A 17,053-nucleotide genomic window follows, 5' to 3' on the forward strand; every position below is an offset into this window, starting at 1 on the left:
TCCAGGCAATAACAACTATTGTTCAGGAAGACCGCCGCGCGACAGAATGACCTTTGCGGCGTTGTTGATGTCGGCGGCGATGCCCTCGCGCGCGCCGGATTCATCCCCGGCCTTGATGGCGGCCAGAACCTTCGCGTGGAAACGCACGGCGTCGCCTTTCGCCAGGCGTTCAGGATTGGCACGCAGGTCGAGGTTGATGACCGGCCCGGCCTTCAGCCAGAGCGCGCGGATGATGTCCACCAGAGTCGCCGAATGTGCCGCCTCATAGACGGCAAAATGGAACGATTTATTGTATTCAACCGCACGGGGTAGGTTCGGCTTGGCCGCACGGCTTTCCGAGCGCATCTCGGCTTCTGCTCGCGCGATGGATTTGAGATCGTCGTCATTCCGGTTTCTGGCGGCTGCGGCCGCGACATGTCCTTCGATCGCGATGCGCGCTTGTGTCAGATCGCGGAATTGAGCTGCCGTCATCAGACGCACGCGGACGGCGCGGTTCGGTGTCACTTCGAGCGCTCCGTCGGCCACCAGCCGCGAGACGGCCTCGCGCACCGGCATGATAGAGACGCCGAGGACCTCCGCGGTTTGACGCAGCGAAATCTTTTCGCCCGGCGCCATCCGGCCGGAGATCAGAAGGTCAGACAATTGCGCATAGGTGCGCCCGCCCAACGTCTGCCGGTCAAGCGGCTCAACCAGATCAAGCGCGGCGGGGCGATTCATGACCGTTTATCCTGCGGGGCGTGCATCGCGAAACAAGGGACTCGACAAGGCGACGATGGTTTGTCAGTCTAAGTGTGATCACAGATCACGGCAAGCGATATAAGCGCTCAATAATCGCGCGGCGCCCGGCCGGAAAGTAAGCGCCGCAAAACGCGGCCGTCACAGGGAGGAAGGCTTATGTCGATCAAGGATAAATTCACGCGACGCCGTTTGCTGAAGACGGCCGGCGGTCTGGCGCTGGTATCTGGACTTTCCGCGCCGTCGATCCTGCGCGCTCAGTCGGCCGACGTCATCCGTTTCGGCCATCTGACACCGCGCACCGGCTTTCTCGGGCCACTTGGCGAATACGGCGTGATGGCCGCGGATCTTGCGGCGGAAGAAATCAATGCGGCGGGCGGCGTGATGGGCCGCAAGGTCGAGTTGCTGAAGGAAGACTCGGTCAATCCGCAGACCGCTTCGACCAAGGCGGAACGCATGATCGAGCGCGACAAGGTCGCCTGTATCATCGGCGAGATTTCGTCGGCGTCGTGCCTGACCATCGCGCAGGTCGCATCGCGCAACAAGACGCTGTTCATCAACACCGGCGGCAACTCGGATGCGCTGCGCGGCAAGGATTGCCAGCGTTACATGTTCCATGTCGAGTCCCAGAACTCGATGTATGTGAAGACGGTGGGCCGCTCATTCCTTCAGGAAGGTCTCGTCAAGGGTAAGAAGTGGTACTCGCTGACGGCGGACTATGCATTCGGTCATGACCTGCTGCGCGTCGCCAAGCGCTTCATGGAAGGCAGCGGCGGCCAGTTTGCCGGTGACGATCTGGTGCCGACCGACGCCACCGATTTCTCGGCCTATCTGCTGAAAATCCGTGATGCGAAACCGGATCTCGTCGTCATCAATCTCGCCGGAAACCAGATCACCAACTTCCTCAAGCAATATGCTGAGTTCGGCCTGACCTATCCGGTGGGGGGCTTCGGCTTCGACACCGCACTGGCCTGGGCGGCGGGCAAGGGTAACTTCGTCGGCACATGGCCGGTGGTCTGGCATCATCTGCTCGACACGCCCGGCAGCAAGGCGTTCGTGGCAGCCTTCAGCAAGAAGTACGGGAAGCCTCCGGAAAATCAGGCGTGGGGCGATTACATCGCCACCAAGATCGTGGCGCAGTCCATGAACGATCTGAAGTCGGCGGAATCGCCGAAGATCATCGAGCACCTCGAGAAGGGTGCAAAGTTTGATCTTCTGAAGACCAGGCCGGGCTATTTCCGCGCCTCGGATCATCAGCTCATGCACGAGATGTATGCGGTGAAGGCCTTACCTGCAGCTCAGATCAAGAATCAATGGGACATCTTCTCATCGAGCGGTCCCGTACCCGGTCCGAACGAAGACCTCGAAGTCATCGCTGCTACCAAAGAAGAGAACAGTTGCACGTTCCCGTCGTAACACCGACTTGATGCGATCCTCCGTGGCATTCGGAGGGTCGCACTCTTCTTTCCTTGTTTCGGCACACGTGTTGCACGTGGCTCATCGATCGCGGGGCGGCGACTATGTCCGGCATATTGCTCGCACAGCAGATTCTGAATGGACTGCTTGACGGCGTTTACTACCTTCTGATTGCGCTTGGGTTATCGCTGATCTTTTCGCTCGGCGGCATCGTCAATCTTGCGCACGGCGCGTTCTTTGCCATCGGTGCTTACCTTACTCTGGTGATCTCGCCCTATCTCGGGTTCAGCGGAGCATTTGTACTATCGCCGGTGGCGGTGGCATTGCTCGGCGTCGTGATCGAGCGGCTGCTGTTCCGGCGTTTCTATCGCGCCGATCCCATTCTCTCCCTGTTGCTGACATTCGGACTGGCGATGGTCGCGGAGCAGGCGCTGCGTATGATCTTCGGCGCGCCGCCGCTGTCATACTCGATCCCGCAGGATTTGCGCGGGCAGGTGGCGATCGGCTCTTTCATCTATTCGTTCTACCGCGTTGTCCTGCTCGGCATCGCCGTCGCTTGCGTCGCGGGATTATGGTTCCTGCTGAGAAAAACTGCGTTCGGCCGTGTGGTGCGTGCGGGCGTGCAGAACCCGGACATGGTCGGCGCACTCGGGATTTCCCTGCAGCCTTACATGTCCGCTGTTGCTGCACTCGGTATCGGGCTTGCGGGACTGGCCGGTGTGCTGCTCGCGCCGATCTACGCGATCCATCCTGCGATGGGCAATGAGATCATCACACCGGCCTTCGTCGTGGTGGTGATTGGCGGTCTCGGATCGTTCTGGGGCGTCGTCGTTGCCGCGCTGTTGGTTGGGCTGGTGAAGGGCGTCATGGTCGGCATCGGCTACTCGGCGGCATCCACCGCTGCGATTTATTTCCTTATGCTTCTGGTGCTTGTGTTCAGGCCGCGCGGCCTGTTCGGCGAGCGAATCACGCGCTTCGAGTGAGGCCGTCTGTCATGCTCAAGCGGATTCCCGTTCAACTGGTCATTGCTGCCATCGGCCTGCTTGTGCTGCCGCCGGTACTGAACGCGCTCGGCCTGACGACGACGTCGGCCACGGAAGTCGTCGTGTTCGGCATCGCGTGCATGGCGTTGAACATTCTCGTCGGACATACCGGTTTAGTGTCGTTCGGCCACGGCGCGTGGTTCGGCCTCGCGGCCTATGCCGCTGCGCTGCTCCAGCGCAACCTGATGCCGGAATCGTTTTTCGGCCCGGCAGTCGGCGCGATCCTTATTATCGTATTGGTAGCAGTGCCGTTCGGCTTTCTCATCTTGCGGCGGCGCGGCGTGTATTTCTCGCTGTTGACGTTGGCGTTGGCGGCGATGCTCTACTCGGTATCGTTCCGCTGGACCGATGTGACCGGCGGTGAGAACGGAATTGGCGGTATCGTCCGGCCGGCCATTTTTGGATTCAACCTCGACTCCCAAGCCAATTATTACTGGTTCGTCGCGGCCATCGCCTTTGCGGTGCTGCTGCTGCTGTGGCGATTCCATAATTCGACGGTCGGTTCCGTGCTGGTGGCGATCCGCGAGAACGAGCAGCGCGCGCGGTTTCTCGGCTATCCGACCAACCGCTACAAGCTTGCGGCCTTTGTGTTGTCCGCCGCGCTCACCGGGCTCGCCGGCATTCTGCTGCTGTACAAGAATCGCATGACGTCCGCCGACCCGATTTCGGTGGCATTCTCCGGCGAGCTGTTGGCCATGGTCGTGATCGGCGGTATGCGCAGTTTCCTTGGTCCGGCGCTGGGCGCGCTGTTCTTCATCCTGTTTCGCGAGTTTCTCGGTATCTACACCGAAAACTGGCTGCTCTGGTTTGGCCTCGTATTTGTTGGCTTTATCGTGTTCTCGCCGAACGGCCTGATCGGCGTGGGCGAGAAACTTCTTGCGCCGTTCCGTAAAAGGATCACGGAGGAAGCAGCGATGTCGGCCCGCAAAGTCGAGGCGCTGCCGCTGCCGGAATTCTTGCGGCCAAAAGCCGTGATCGAAGGGCCGGTGCTGGCCGCCCGCGACATGGTGAAGAGTTTTGGCGGCATCAAGGCGGTGCAGGGAATCAATATTTCAATCGCCGACCGAACGCTGCATGCGCTGATCGGCCCCAACGGCGCAGGCAAGACCACGGCATTCAATCTCCTGTCCGGCATGTTTCCACCAGATGAGGGGCAGGCCTCCTTGATGGGCAAGCCTATTGCCGGTCATTCACCGGAAGAGATCGCTGAAGCAGGCATCGGCCGCTCATTCCAGATCACCAATCTGTTTCCGGAACTGAGTGTCGGCGAAAATATCCGCCTCGCGGTGCAGGCGCGCCATCCGCGCCGGTTCGATCCCTTCACCAACGCGCTGTCTATTGAGGCGATCAACCGCGAGACCGACGAGGTCATCCGTTATCTCGGCCTCGCGGGCATCGAGAAGGCGGAGGCGGGCGCGCTATCCTATGGCGGCCAGCGGCTGCTCGATATGGGCGTTGCGCTGGCGACCGCGCCGCGTGTGCTGCTGCTTGATGAGCCGCTCGCGGGGCTTGCCGCTGCCGAGCGTGAACGCATTGGAGCGATCATCAAGCGCATCTCGTCTGATCTACCGGTGCTGCTCGTGGAACACGACATTGATCGGGTGTTCCAGCTCGCGGACCATGTGACGGTGATGAATGAGGGGCGTGTGCTACTTGACGGCACCGTCGAGGATGCGCGCAGCAGCAAGAAGGTTCAGGAGATCTATATCGGCTCCGGTGCTGCCGCCGTGGCGGCAAAGCCGCGCGAGACATCGGCGAAAGCAAGCGCCTTGCTCACTGTAGCGGGCGTCGACACGTTCTACGGCAAGAGCCATATTCTCAACGGCGTCAATTTCACGCTGCATAACAACGAAATCGTCGCGCTGCTCGGCCGCAACGGCGCCGGAAAGTCCACGCTGCTGAAGACGCTGGTCGGCATCGCGCCGGCATCAAACGGGTCGATCAAGCTTGCCGACGCTGAACTGGTCGGGCGTGCATCCGCCGAATGCGCGCGGCTTGGCATCGGTTATGTCCCGCAGGGGCGAGGGTTGTTCGCGGGCATGAGTGTTGAACACAATCTCGATCTGGGCGGCTTGAAACGACAGACCGGTAATGGTGTACATTGGACCCGCGAGCGGGTTTACGAATACTTCCCGCGTATCCGGGAGCGGCTGGATAGCCCCGCGGACTATCTGTCTGGCGGCGAGCAGCAGATGGTGGCGGTGGCGCGCGCGTTGTCGGGTGACGTGCGCGTGCTGCTGCTCGATGAGCCGTTCGAGGGACTCGCTCCCGCCGTCGTCGAGCAACTGTTCGAGGCGTTCGACCGGTTGCGCAAGGAGGTCGCGATCATCATCGTTGACCATCATCTCGATCTTGCGCTGGCGTTGTCGGATACGACAGTGGCGCTTGAGCGTGGGCGTATCATTCACGAGGGGCCCTCGAAGGCTCTGCGCGACGATCTCGATCTGCGGCGCAAGGTATTGTGGTTGTAAGGCGAAAGACAAGAAAATATGTCCAGTAAAAGAAGCGTCGCCGTTGTCGGAGTTGGTTTGATCGGACGCGCCTGGGCCGCAATCTTTGCGCGCGCGGGCTGGAATGTGCGGATCACCGATCCGCATGCGCCGACATTGAGTGCTGCGCCCGATCTTATTAGGGATGAGCTGCGTTCGCTCGCGAAGCATGGGCTTGCCGAGGACCCGGATGGCGCAGCGGCGCATGTCTCGGTGGCGAGCGATCTGGCCGATGCCCTGAAGGACGTTGAATTCGTTCAGGAGAACGGTCCCGAAAAAATTGACGACAAGATTGCGCTGTTCGCCGAAATGGATCGTCTTGCCGCGCCGGATACGATTCTGGCGTCGTCGACATCGGCCATCGTGGCTTCACGTTTCACGGAGAACCTGAAAGGCCGCGCCCGCTGTCTCGTCGGTCATCCGGTCAATCCGCCGCATCTGGTGCCTTTGGTCGAGCTTTGCGGTGCGCCGTGGACATCCCCTCAGGCAATTTCGCGTGCACGCGAAATCTATCGCGCCATCGGTCAAGTGCCGGTCACGGTGAACAAGGAGATCAACGGCTTCGTGCTCAATCGGTTACAGGGCGCGCTGCTGGCGGAAGCTTTCCGGCTGGTGGGCGAGGGGTACATATCGGCCGAAGACCTCGATCACACTGTTAAGGATGGCCTCGGGTTGCGATGGTCATTCCTCGGGCCGTTCGAGACAATCGAACTCAACGCGCCCGGTGGAATCCCGGATTACTGCGCGCGCTACACCGGGTTTTACAAGGAACTCGCGGCAGCGTCCGCCGGACCTGAGGTGTACCAGAGCCCTAACGTCGATCACGTCATTAAGGCTTGGCCGCACCTGCCAACGCCTGAGCGCGTTGAAAAATTGACGATCCGCCGCAACGAGCGTCTCGCGGCGCTGGTTGCGCACAAGGCCAAACAGAGCGACTAGTTCCACGAGCCTGCAAAAAAGAAAGAGACAAGAAATGAGCCGTAAAATCATCATCACTTGCGCTGTGACCGGCGCGATTCATACACCGTCGATGTCCAAGGCGCTGCCGGTGACGCCGCAGGAAATCGCCGACGCTGCTATCGGCGCGGCGGAAGCGGGTGCCGCTATCGTTCATCTTCACGCACGCAATCCCAAAACCGGCCAGCCAGATCAGAGCCCGGAAGCGTTTGCGCCATTCCTCAAGGTGATCAAGCAGCGTTCAAATGCGGTGGTCAATCTTACGACCGGCGGTTCGCCAACCATGACAGTCGATGAACGGGTCCGGCCCGCGGAATTTTACAAACCGGAGGTCGCATCGCTGAACATGGGGTCGATGAACTTTGCGTTCTTCGGCATGCTCAATCGCTTCAAGAAGTTCGAACACGAGTGGGAGCGCAAGCATGTCGAAAACAAGGATATCGTCTTCCGAAATACATTCCAGGACATCGAGTATGTGCTGAGCAAGCTTTCGGGAAGCGGAACGCGCTTCGAGTTCGAGTGCTACGACACCGCTCATCTTTATAATCTGAAGTACTTCCTCGATCAGGGCTTGGTGAAGGCTCCACTGTTTGTGCAGACGGTGTTCGGTTTGCAGGGCGGCACCGGTGCCCATCCGGAGGATGTGCTGCATATGAAGCGCACAGCGGATCGGTTGTTTGGCGATCAGTACGTTTGGTCCGTATTGGGTGCCGGCCGAAACCAGTTACCGATCGCGGCAATGGCGGCTGCCATGGGTGGCAACATCCGCGTCGGACTTGAAGATTCCCTATGGGCAGCGCCGGGCCGCATGGCAGAGTCCAACGCCGAGCAGGTGCGCCTGGCGCGCAAGATTATCGAGGGGCTCGGCCTGGAGGTCGCCACGCCTGATGAGGCCCGCGAAATCCTCCATCTCAAGGGTGGTGACACCCTTGAAGTCTGATTGTCCTGGATAAAAAGCGGTTCTGTCGCTGACGGAAAATCGCGATCAACTTTACGATAGCACCAAGGCCGGATGCGCAGTTACCTGACTATCAGGACTGGTTTGCGGCCTTGGGAAGCGCTTTTGGATCGCCCGAGAATCTCGCGCGTATCAGGTCAATTCCGGCCCGCAAGAAATAGCCGACCGCCAGTCCGGCGAAGACACCGAGCACTTTGACGCCAGCATCCCGCAAGCGAGCATGGCGGCCGAATGAGGCGACCTGTGCAAACTCAAGAACGAAGACGGCGAGCACGAGCGAAAGCCCAATAAAGGAAATTCGGTTCGGATAGGCGAGCGTGAACAGCGTCGCGACCGTGAGAAGAGCGAAAAATCGTTCAACGCTGCCCGGCAGGTGAGTGACCGGACGCAACCCAATCGGGCCGTCCGTTATAATCACGATTGCGAGAATAGAAGTCCACGCAAGCACCTGAAATGTGGTTCTGAGCATTACGCTTTGCTTCGCCCTTAGATCCTACGCCGTTGTGACGCGCTTATAGAGCCAATTTTATACATCCAATCCTGTTCTGATCGGTAGGTTAACAAAGCGTTAATCGATCCAATCATTTTGAGGCAAGGTAAGCCTAACAAGCGATGAGATCCCGCATTGTCTTTCCCTTTCATCATCGTCAGCATACGACATAAAAAAAAGACGAGGCGGCTCAAATGAATTCATGGCTCGATGGCTCCGATCTAATCGAACTCGCTCCGGGAAGCGCGCAAACGGCGACTGATCGCTTGCCGGTCATCGCTCCCGTTATACCGCAAACGACTGCTCCCCGCCGCATCAGCATTTTCGGGTTGGGCTATGTTGGAGCCGTATCGGCCGCATGTTTTTCGCGCACAGGCCACACGGTTATTGGACTTGATACCAATGACATCAAGCGGCAGTGCTTTCGCGAAGGCAAGCCGCCGGTCGTGGAGGCCGGTCTTGACGACTTTATGCAGCAAGGGGTCCGGTCTGGACGCTTGACGGCAACCGACGACGTCAATCAGGCGATACGCGATACCGACATCTCGCTGATCTGCGTCGGGACGCCGAGCCGGGATAACGGCAGCATCAACATCGATACCGTCTGCAGCGTTATTGCGGAAATCGGCCGTGCGCTTCGGGAAAAGCAGGGCGATCACCTTGTCATCGTGCGATCGACGATGATTCCGGGTTCGATGCGCAACACAATCATTCCGATCCTCGAGCGTGAATCCGGACGACGCTGCGGCGAAGGGCTATCCGTCGCGTACAATCCCGAATTTCTCCGCGAGAGCACGGCGGTTGCCGATTTCTTTGCACCGCCAAAGACCGTCGTCGGGGCGGACGATCCGGCCGCCGCCCTTGCGGTTGCTAACCTCTACGAAGGAATTCGCGCGCCGCTTTTCACGGTATCATTCGAAGCCAGCGAAATGATCAAGTACGCTGACAACACATGGCATGCCCTGAAAGTCTGCTTCGGAAACGAGATTGGAAACATCTGCCAGGCGTTGAATATCGACAGCTATGAGCTGATGAATGTGTTTTGCTCCGATACGAAGCTCAACATTTCCCCTTATTATCTCAAGCCGGGGTATGCGTTCGGTGGATCCTGCCTGCCCAAGGATGCACGCGCGCTGACGTATCTTGCACGTCAACTCGACGTTGAAGTGCCGATCCTCTCCAATATTCTTCCGAGTAACCGCAATCAGATCGAAAGAGCTATTGCGAAGGTTGTTGGGTTCGGCCAACGCGACATTGCCGTGCTCGGATTCAGTTTCAAGCCCGGTACGGACGATTTACGCGAGAGCCCGCAGGTCGAATTAATCGAGCGTCTGATCGGCAAGGGGTTCAACCTTAAGCTTTATGACCCGAGCGTCAATCTCTCGAAGCTTACGGGTGTGAACAGGCAGTACATCGAGAAAGCGATCCCGCATATTGGTTCGATCATGATGACTTCGCTGCGAAAGACCGTGGTCGCAGCCGACGTCATTATCATCGGCAACGCCTCGCCTGAATTCCGAAGCATCGAGCCGATGCTCAGCGAAGATCAGATCGTTCTCGATCTTGCCCGGTTGTGGGAATCTCCAGAGATGAAGGCGCGTTATGTCGGAATCAACTGGTGATCCGCGCCTGGTCAAGGATGGAAGGCCGCTTCGCGTCCTGATCATCGTCGAAAATTTATCCGTACCTTTCGACCGTCGTGTATGGTCGGAAGCAAAAACGATGGTGAAAGCCGGCTGCGTGGTCTCCGTGATCTGCCCGAAGGGGTTTAACGCGCAGAAGAGCTACGAACTGATCGATGGCGTTCATGTTCATCGCCACGGGATGCCCTTCGAAGCAAAGCGTGCATCGGGCTATCCGCTCGAATACGGCTGGGCGCTGGCTTGTGAGTTCTTCCTGAGCTGGAAGATTCTTTTCGCGCGCGGGTTCGATGTGATTCATGCATGCAACCCCCCCGATACGATCTTTCTGATCGGCGGATTCTACAAGCTCTTCCTCGGCAAGATGTTCGTGTTCGATCATCACGACATCAATCCGGAACTCTACGTATCGAAATTCGGCCGGAAGGATGTGTTGTATCGGTTGCTTGTGCTGCTTGAGAAGCTGACGTTCAAAACGGCTGACATCTCGCTCGCGACAAACGAATCCTATCGCAGGATCGCCCTGAGCCGCGGCGGCATGCGTGACGAAAACGTTTTCGTTGTCCGCTCCGGCCCGGACCTCAACCGCATCCAAATCATTCCGCCCAACCCGCTGTTGCGAAAGGGCCGCCGCTTCCTGGTCGGTTATGTCGGCGTCATGGGCGCACAGGAGGGGATCGATCTGTTGCTGAACGCAGTGAAGGTGATTGTGGAAGATTTCAAGCGGTCTGACATTCATTTCGGGCTGGTCGGCGGAGGCCCCGCGCTCGAAGAAATGAAGGCGCTGGCGAAAACGCTCGGCGTGGATGACTTTGTCACGTTCACGGGCCGCGCCAGTGATCACGATCTCTTCGAGATGCTGAACACGGCGGATGTCTGCGTTAATCCAGACAAAGCTGACGAAATGAACGACAAGTCCACCATGAACAAGATCATGGAATACATGGCGCTGAGCAAGCCGATCGTTCAATTCGATCTGACAGAAGGGCGGGTCTCCGCAGCAGATGCATCGCTCTATGCCCGGCACAACGATCCGAAAGACATGGCGGCCAAGATCATCGAACTCCTCGATGACCCTGAACGTCGTGCAGCGATGGGCGCTTTCGGCCGGCAGCGCATTGAACGCGACTTGTCCTGGGAGCACGAGGCGCCGAAGTTGCTCGGAGCGTACGCCGCGCTGATCAAGAACAGGACCACCCGGCCTGAGGCTAAAGCGCCGGTCACCGTGACCCCGCAAGCACGCTAGGATCGTCTGTCGACATGGCAGCTTCGTTCGCCAAACTTGGATGGTACGTCAACCGGCTGCGGGCTATGAGCATTCCGGAGCTTGGCCATCGGTTGCGCGAAGCCGGAAAGCGCCGCCTGTCCGCGACAAGATCTTACGACTATTCAGCCTTTGCGATCGAATCTTCGGATCTGCCGTTTCTTTCAATCGATATCGACCGGCTGCAGTCAATCGACGCCGGCACGCGTGCGCTTTGGCAATCGGTCGCCCCGACCGCGATGTCGCCGGGAATCTATCGCGCGCTCGGCCACGATTTCCATCTGTCCACTGAGATGGATTGGCATCTCGATCCCGTGTCGGGGTTGCGCTGGCCGGATAACGCCTATTGCTTTGATATCGAGTACCGGCACGATCGGCTCCGCGGCGACGTGAAGCTGGTCTGGGAACTGAACCGCCTGCAATTCGTGCCGGTGATCGCGGCGCTGTCCAGACTGGAAAACGATGATGAATTGGCGCAGTCGGCGCTCGATCTGATCGAGAGCTGGATTGATGCGAACCCGCCGTTCAAGGGGATCAACTGGATTTCCGGAATCGAACTGGCCCTGCGCGTCGTCTCGATCCTGCTGACAATCGGACTGGTTGGCCGAGAGCGGGTTGGGGCGCGGCTTTCTCGCAAGATCGCGGCTTGCTTGGCCGCGCATGCTTATTGGCTCAAGCGTTTTCCATCGCGCTATTCGTCGGCAAACAACCATCTAATTGCGGAGGAGGCGGCTCTTTTCGTTCTGGGCACGCTTTGGCAGGGGGCTGAAATTGATGCGTCGGCGGCGAGGGCAATACTGATCGCCGAAGCATTCCGTCAGATCCACGACGATGGCGTGGGTGCGGAACAGTCGCCGACATACACCGCGTTTACATGCGAGTGGTATGTGCTTGCATTCACTGTCGCGGAAGCGGCCGGCATGCCGTTTCCGGATAACGTCATTGCACGCGTCGCGTCCGCTGGAGAACATTTGCGATGGTTGCTCGATAGCTCGGGAAATCATCCTCGCATCGGTGATGACGATGAGGGCCGTGTCATAGCGTCCGGCGCAGGCCATGAGCCACTTTATGTAGGATCAGTTGTGAACGGGATTGCGGCCTTGACCGGCCGCCAGGATCTCGCTGCGGATTACGTCGCTCCACAGTTGCGAAATCTTCTTGTCGGCTGGCCTGACGCTACATCGATGTCAGGCGCAGGCACGCGCATATTCGAGCGCGGAGGATATACGGTCTCAAGAGGCCGGATGAGCGGGCGCGAGTCGTTGGCCGTGTTTGACCATGGCCCCCTCGGCTATCTGTCGATTGCGGCGCACGGCCACGCTGATGCGCTGTCGCTGACGCTGCATCTTGACGGAAGACCGGTGCTCGTCGATCCCGGAACGTACCTGTACCACTCTGGTGGCAGCGTCCGCGACCGCCTGCGCGGGACGGCGGTTCACAATACACTCTGCATTAATGGAGCCGACCAGAGTGAAATTTCGGGTGCATTCAATTGGCGGCGTAAGGCCACTTCGGAATTTACCGGTCTGCGTGAGACGGGTCACGGCGTCGATGTCTCAGCTCAACATGACGGGTATGCTCGCGATTTTGGGCTGTTGTGTGAGCGCACGATCACTGTCGATGCCAGCGGGCTTACGGTGCGGGACAAACTCCTCGCGACGGGAGACCAGGCGTCAAAGCCGCTGACCTCAATCAGCATTGGGTTTCTGCTTCATCCGGAATGTTCGGCGAGGATTGAGGGGGCGACTGTCGTTGTCACACGTGGCGGGGAGGCGCTGATGCAGGTCTCCGCTCAGCCGAACGTCTCCGTTACGCTTGAGGGTGCGGAATATTCACCAGCGTTCGGCGTTATGGAGATTGCCGCACGCATCGTCTTTCGTGCGAATGATCTGAAGACGCGGGAGTTCCGCACACGGATCGATGTTCAGTCTGCCGCCACTTCCATGAGTAATGTTTTGCCGGCTTTGCAGCCGGATCAGGCGCCGGCCTCGAATTTCGCAGACGCAGGTCTCCGATGAAAAACCTGAACGTCGTGCTCTATTTCGGGGCTAATCTGGTGCCCCGTCTGTCGACATTCGCCCTGCTGCTGGTGCTGACCCGGTTGCTGTCGATGGACGACTACGGGATGTTTGCTCTCATCGTTGTGACAGGCGAAATTCTCGATATGGCCACCGGCGGATGGGTGCGTCTGTTTGTACTGAGCAGCGAGAGCAAGGATCGTGTTCCGTCCGCAGGCAGGCTCGGCCGGGCGCTTGTTCTGACCGTTGTGTCTTGCGTCCTGTCATTGCTGGGCGCGCTGCTGCTGGCAATCGTCCAGCCCAGCCTGTCCGGGTGGTTCACGGTTGCCGTCGCGGTCTATGTGCTGGCTTTCGCGGTGTTGCGGCTTGGTTTAACGCTGTTGCAGACACAGCAGCGTCATGGGCTTTACGCGGGTGTCGAGATCGCGCGGGGCGTTCTGTCGCTCGGTTGCGGGGTAGGAGCTGTCCTGGCGATTGAACCGACGTTCTTTGCTGCGTCGCTTGGGATTTCCCTGGTAACACTTGTTTTGGGAACGCTCGCCTGTGCCGTGGCTTTCCGCGACCTGCCGTGGCCTTATTTTTCACGTCAGGGTTATCGCGCCGCTCTGTTGTTCGGAGTGCCGATCGTATCGGTCACGCTGCTGGCGCAGACAGTCGGGTGGCTCGATCGCTTCATCCTCAATCATGCCCTTGGACCTGCGAGCGTCGGGCTTTATGCGGCAGCGTATGCTCTCGCCAGGCAGCCGGTTGAGTTGTTCAGCGGCTCGCTTAATCCGTATCTGTTTCCGATGCTTGTCCGCAGCTATTCATCTGAAGGGCGAGAAGCGGCTGGCCGCGTTCAGAGCGGTAATATTTTGACTCTGATCCTGCTGTGCGGTGCCGTGGCGGTCGGCATCGCGCTGCTTGCGCAGCCATTTGCTGAACTGGTGTTGCCGGAGGCTTACCGCGTTGAGGCCGCGCGGGTCATGCCATGGATTGCCTTCGCAACGCTGTTCGCGAGCCTGAAGAACTTCTGTTTCGATAACGCATTCTACATCACGAAAAAGAACTGGCAGCAGTTCGTGAGCATGGCTCCGCCTGCGGTGATTTCGCTGCTGCTCGGCCTCCTTTTGATTCCGCAAGGCGGTCCGCAGACTGCCGCCATAATCGCGGCGTTTTCATCCTTGGTTTCGCTTGCGGGCAGCGCATTTCTCTCCACACGCCTGTTGCCATTTACTGTTCCGTGGCGCGCAATTGCAGGGCTGGCAGTTTCATTTGGGCTGGCCTCAGCCGCGACCCTCGGCACCCGCGTGCTTCTGGGCGGGCAATTGCCACTGATCATATTGTTCGGAGGAACCGCGACATTCATCGCGGTGTATGCATCAACGCTTTCTGCATCTGGATTTGCGCTGGTGCGGATGCTTGACCGGCCGTGGGAAATCTGGCGCGGACAATCCGCCCCAACGGCTACCGCCGAATCAGTATCGTATTGAACAAGCCGAGATAGCTGCCGATCGCGGTCTCGGCGTCAAACATGCGCGCGCGTGCGATCCGCGGTGCAGGATCGCCGGGATCAGCAAGTGCCTGGTTGATGGCCCGCGCGAGCGCATCGATGTCGCCATGGTCCACGAGCGAGCCGACACGGCCGTGCTGGAGAATTTCATCGGGGCCGCCACTTCGTGTCGATACGACGGGAAGTCCTGAGGCCAGCGCTTCGACAACTACATTGCCGAAGGCTTCCCGGCGCGACGTCAATGCGAAACACCGGCCTTGCGCATAGCAGGGCCATGGGTCATCGCGGTAGCCTGGAAGTTCAAGTCTGTCTGCGACGCCCAACTGTTTTGCGAGGACCAGCAGGTTATCGCGTTCGGGACCCTCGCCAAAGATCACGACGCGTGCATCAGGGGGCAGATGGGGAAGCGCCTGAACCAGTGCAGCAAAGTTCTTTTCCGGATTAAGTCTTCCAACGCCGAGAACGACGGGTGGGCGCTGGAGGATGTCGCTATGGCTCGCGCGTATCGCGTGCTCAACCGACACCGGATTGTAGATACGCGTCAGCTTGTCCGGCGTCGCCTTCCAGTCGTCACGGAGATGTTCGAGCAGCCCATCGGATACGCAAACGACCGCGTCGGCGCGTCGCGCCAGCCACGGCGCGAATGAGTACGACAAGTGACCAAGCCGCCCGCGTCCGACATCGGAACGTCCGTGATACGAAAGTACAATGCGGGATTGGCCGCCCGCCAAAAGGCGGGCCACAGAAAGCTTGACGTTCGCGGCACCGCCGATCGCGAGGACGACGTCTGGCTTCTGCGACCGTAAGAAACCGGTGAGGGTGAGAATCGAGCGAGCATGGGAGCTTCCGAGCACGCAGATTGACACGCCCGCGTCGATCAGGGCGCGGTTCTCAGACGCCTCGAAATCAACGAGCAGGCTGGTGCGCCAGCCGGCCTTGAAGAAACCGGATGCCAGCAGGGCTGCCACGCGTTCCGCTCCGCCCCGGTTCAGGGCCGGTACGTAAACCGCGACGTGTTTTGATTGAATAACCATCAATTTGACCATGCACGGTTAAGGTAAATGTCCGATTTACCGCAGGCCTCTTATTGGCTGCGGTACATAGACATGTTCGCCAAATCAGGGGGGAAACCGATGACAGTTCTAGACGTCGCGCGCGGTGCATATGTCCGGTTGCCGCTATCGACGCGGGCCCATCTCGGCCGCTTCCTTCAGTACGTGCCAACTTCTATCAAATTCGGCAAGACCTATCGTCATTGGCGCGGTGTGATCGATCGCGCGAAGACGGATACAGATTTTGTACGATCCTATCGCCAGCAGGCGCTTGGTGAAGTGGTTCAGCTGGCGATCCGGAATGCGCCATACTACGCTCGTACGCTCAAGCCTGTGGTTGGTCATATCGCTCCCGACGAACTGCTGGGAAGCGAAGCCTGGTCTCGGCTGCCTGTCCTTTCGCGACAGATCGTGCTCGACCACCGCGACAAGATGTGCACCGTTCCGCTCGATCGCCTCGACCGCGCTTCGACCGATGGGTCGTCCGGCGAGCCGTTGTCGATCATGCTTGATCGCAATCGCAGCCCGATCGAGTACGCTTTCATTCACGATGCGTGGTCGAGGACCGGATTCACGGCGCATGACTGGCGCTGCGTTTTTCGCGGATTTGATTTGATCGACGGCAAGAACTCCCACATGGAGATAGAGCCGGCGCTGAAGGAACTGCGGTTATCCGTTTTTCATCTCGATGATGCGACGATGGCGTCCTATCTGGCGGCCATCCGGGAAAAGAATATCCGCTTCATTCATGGCTATCCTTCCGCGATGGCAATTTTCGCTCAGTATCTGCTCCGGACCGGAACTGCACCATTGCCGCAGATCCGCGGAATCTTTCCGATTTCGGAAAAACTGTTCCCGCATCAGCGTGATCTCTTCGCACAAGTATTCGATCAGGCGACCATCGTGCCTTTCTATGGATTGAGCGAGAAGGTTGCGTTCGCCGTGGAGCGAGCCAATGAGCCGGATACGTACGAATTCAACCCGATTTACGGATACACGGAACTCGTCGACGATGACGGCCAGCCGATCACCACGCCCGGTAAAACCGGCCGTGTCGTATCGACTGGGTTGATGTTCAGAGGCATGCCGCTCATCCGTTACGACACGCGCGATGCCGCGCAACTGGTCGAACTGCCAAGCGCGAGTAATGGATACCGGCTCGTTCTGAATCACCTGGCGCCGCGGCGGAGCAGCGAATACCTGGTTAGCCGGTCCGGATCTCTTATTCCCTTTAATGGACTGTGCGTGCCGATCGACCGGCATGATCTGACGCGTGAAGTACAGTTCTGTCAGTTTGTTCCAGGCGAGGTCGAACTCAGGGTGGTCACGGAAGGCGGTCAGCAACCCGATTTCTCGGACTATCTCACACGAATGACGGAGCGTGCCGCTGGCGATCTCACAATTCACTTGAAGATCGTCGATGAACTGCCAATGACGGGCAGGGGAAAGCGCAAATTCATCGATCAGCGGCTGGCTATCCCTCACATGACGTGAGCCGG

13 protein-coding genes are annotated in these 17,053 nt (G+C 58.9%); 10 read left to right on the top strand and 3 right to left on the bottom strand.

Annotated elements, in window-relative coordinates; translation table 11 throughout:
- Nucleotides 1-15 precede the first annotated feature (15 nt).
- A complete protein-coding gene (locus ACP7AL_RS22790; RefSeq protein WP_425994548.1) occupies nucleotides 16-717 on the bottom strand; it encodes a GntR family transcriptional regulator in 702 nt (233 codons plus the stop codon).
- A 177-nt stretch (nucleotides 718-894) separates the two neighbouring features.
- On the opposite strand from ACP7AL_RS22790, the gene ACP7AL_RS22795 reads away from it, so the two are divergent.
- The 5 genes from ACP7AL_RS22795 to ACP7AL_RS22815 all read left to right on the top strand — a co-directional run bounded on the left by ACP7AL_RS22795 (nucleotide 895) and on the right by ACP7AL_RS22815 (nucleotide 7,580).
- Entirely contained in the window at nucleotides 895-2,151 is a 1,257-nt protein-coding gene (locus ACP7AL_RS22795) for an ABC transporter substrate-binding protein (protein WP_425994550.1), read from the top strand.
- A 104-nt stretch (nucleotides 2,152-2,255) separates the two neighbouring features.
- The gene (locus ACP7AL_RS22800; protein ID WP_425994552.1) at nucleotides 2,256-3,134 is read left to right on the top strand and encodes a branched-chain amino acid ABC transporter permease; all 879 of its coding nucleotides are present in this window, start codon (nucleotides 2,256-2,258) and stop codon (nucleotides 3,132-3,134) included.
- An 11-nt stretch (nucleotides 3,135-3,145) separates the two neighbouring features.
- A complete protein-coding gene (locus ACP7AL_RS22805; RefSeq protein WP_425994554.1) occupies nucleotides 3,146-5,665 on the top strand; it encodes an ATP-binding cassette domain-containing protein in 2,520 nt (839 codons plus the stop codon).
- Between the two features lie 18 nt (nucleotides 5,666-5,683).
- Complete coding sequence (locus ACP7AL_RS22810) at nucleotides 5,684-6,622, top strand: 3-hydroxyacyl-CoA dehydrogenase (protein ID WP_425994556.1); 939 nt, start codon at nucleotides 5,684-5,686, stop codon at nucleotides 6,620-6,622.
- 34 nt (nucleotides 6,623-6,656) lie between these two features.
- Nucleotides 6,657-7,580 carry a 3-keto-5-aminohexanoate cleavage protein gene (locus ACP7AL_RS22815; protein ID WP_024921272.1) on the top strand — a complete coding sequence of 308 codons (924 nt, stop codon included), beginning with the start codon at nucleotides 6,657-6,659 and terminating at the stop codon, nucleotides 7,578-7,580.
- A gap of 91 nt (nucleotides 7,581-7,671) precedes the next feature.
- Here the strand turns inward: ACP7AL_RS22815 and ACP7AL_RS22820 are convergent, their stop codons facing one another.
- Nucleotides 7,672-8,067: a hypothetical protein gene (locus ACP7AL_RS22820; protein ID WP_425994558.1), complete on the bottom strand. Its 396-nt coding sequence runs from the start codon at nucleotides 8,065-8,067 to the stop codon at nucleotides 7,672-7,674.
- 287 nt (nucleotides 8,068-8,354) lie between these two features.
- Between ACP7AL_RS22820 and ACP7AL_RS22825 the strand changes: the two genes are divergently transcribed.
- From ACP7AL_RS22825 to ACP7AL_RS22840, 4 genes are all read left to right on the top strand, one after another.
- Nucleotides 8,355-9,710, top strand: coding sequence for a nucleotide sugar dehydrogenase (locus tag ACP7AL_RS22825; RefSeq protein ID WP_425994560.1), 1,356 nt, complete (start codon nucleotides 8,355-8,357; stop codon nucleotides 9,708-9,710).
- Nucleotides 9,691-10,974, top strand: coding sequence for a glycosyltransferase family 4 protein (locus tag ACP7AL_RS22830; RefSeq protein ID WP_425994562.1), 1,284 nt, complete (start codon nucleotides 9,691-9,693; stop codon nucleotides 10,972-10,974). The genes ACP7AL_RS22825 and ACP7AL_RS22830 overlap by 20 nt, the downstream gene beginning before the upstream one ends.
- A gap of 311 nt (nucleotides 10,975-11,285) precedes the next feature.
- Nucleotides 11,286-13,010: a heparinase II/III domain-containing protein gene (locus ACP7AL_RS22835; RefSeq protein ID WP_425994565.1), complete on the top strand. Its 1,725-nt coding sequence runs from the start codon at nucleotides 11,286-11,288 to the stop codon at nucleotides 13,008-13,010.
- The gene (locus ACP7AL_RS22840) at nucleotides 13,007-14,482 is read left to right on the top strand and encodes a lipopolysaccharide biosynthesis protein (protein WP_425994566.1); all 1,476 of its coding nucleotides are present in this window, start codon (nucleotides 13,007-13,009) and stop codon (nucleotides 14,480-14,482) included. Before ACP7AL_RS22835 ends, ACP7AL_RS22840 begins: the two co-directional genes overlap by 4 nt.
- On the opposite strand, the gene ACP7AL_RS22845 is transcribed toward ACP7AL_RS22840, so the two are convergent.
- Complete coding sequence (locus tag ACP7AL_RS22845) at nucleotides 14,457-15,548, bottom strand: glycosyltransferase (protein ID WP_425994568.1); 1,092 nt, start codon at nucleotides 15,546-15,548, stop codon at nucleotides 14,457-14,459. The genes ACP7AL_RS22840 and ACP7AL_RS22845 overlap by 26 nt on opposite strands.
- A gap of 87 nt (nucleotides 15,549-15,635) precedes the next feature.
- Here ACP7AL_RS22845 and ACP7AL_RS22850 point away from each other — a divergent pair, with 87 nt between their 5' ends.
- On the top strand, nucleotides 15,636-17,048 hold the full coding sequence (locus ACP7AL_RS22850; protein WP_425994570.1) for a CoF synthetase: 1,413 nt from the start codon (nucleotides 15,636-15,638) through the stop codon (nucleotides 17,046-17,048).
- Nucleotides 17,049-17,053 lie beyond the last annotated feature (5 nt).

Origin of the sequence: Afipia sp. DC4300-2b1 (assembly GCF_049895725.1) — a bacterium.
Taxonomy (GTDB): domain Bacteria; phylum Pseudomonadota; class Alphaproteobacteria; order Rhizobiales; family Xanthobacteraceae; genus Afipia; species Afipia broomeae.

Bases quoted from the DNA above. Each gene is read 5' to 3' on its own strand.
- ACP7AL_RS22790 (WP_425994548.1), bottom strand. From the start codon at position 717: ATGAATCGCCCCGCCGCGCTTGATCTGGTTGAGCCGCTTGACCGGCAG.
- ACP7AL_RS22795 (WP_425994550.1), top strand. From the start codon at position 895: ATGTCGATCAAGGATAAATTCACGCGACGCCGTTTGCTGAAGACGGCC.
- ACP7AL_RS22800 (WP_425994552.1), top strand. From the start codon at position 2,256: ATGTCCGGCATATTGCTCGCACAGCAGATTCTGAATGGACTGCTTGAC.
- ACP7AL_RS22805 (WP_425994554.1), top strand. From the start codon at position 3,146: ATGCTCAAGCGGATTCCCGTTCAACTGGTCATTGCTGCCATCGGCCTG.
- ACP7AL_RS22810 (WP_425994556.1), top strand. From the start codon at position 5,684: ATGTCCAGTAAAAGAAGCGTCGCCGTTGTCGGAGTTGGTTTGATCGGA.
- ACP7AL_RS22815 (WP_024921272.1), top strand. From the start codon at position 6,657: ATGAGCCGTAAAATCATCATCACTTGCGCTGTGACCGGCGCGATTCAT.
- ACP7AL_RS22820 (WP_425994558.1), bottom strand. From the start codon at position 8,067: ATGCTCAGAACCACATTTCAGGTGCTTGCGTGGACTTCTATTCTCGCA.
- ACP7AL_RS22830 (WP_425994562.1), top strand. From the start codon at position 9,691: ATGTCGGAATCAACTGGTGATCCGCGCCTGGTCAAGGATGGAAGGCCG.
- ACP7AL_RS22835 (WP_425994565.1), top strand. From the start codon at position 11,286: ATGGATTGGCATCTCGATCCCGTGTCGGGGTTGCGCTGGCCGGATAAC.
- ACP7AL_RS22840 (WP_425994566.1), top strand. From the start codon at position 13,007: ATGAAAAACCTGAACGTCGTGCTCTATTTCGGGGCTAATCTGGTGCCC.
- ACP7AL_RS22845 (WP_425994568.1), bottom strand. From the start codon at position 15,548: ATGGTCAAATTGATGGTTATTCAATCAAAACACGTCGCGGTTTACGTA.
- ACP7AL_RS22850 (WP_425994570.1), top strand. From the start codon at position 15,636: ATGACAGTTCTAGACGTCGCGCGCGGTGCATATGTCCGGTTGCCGCTA.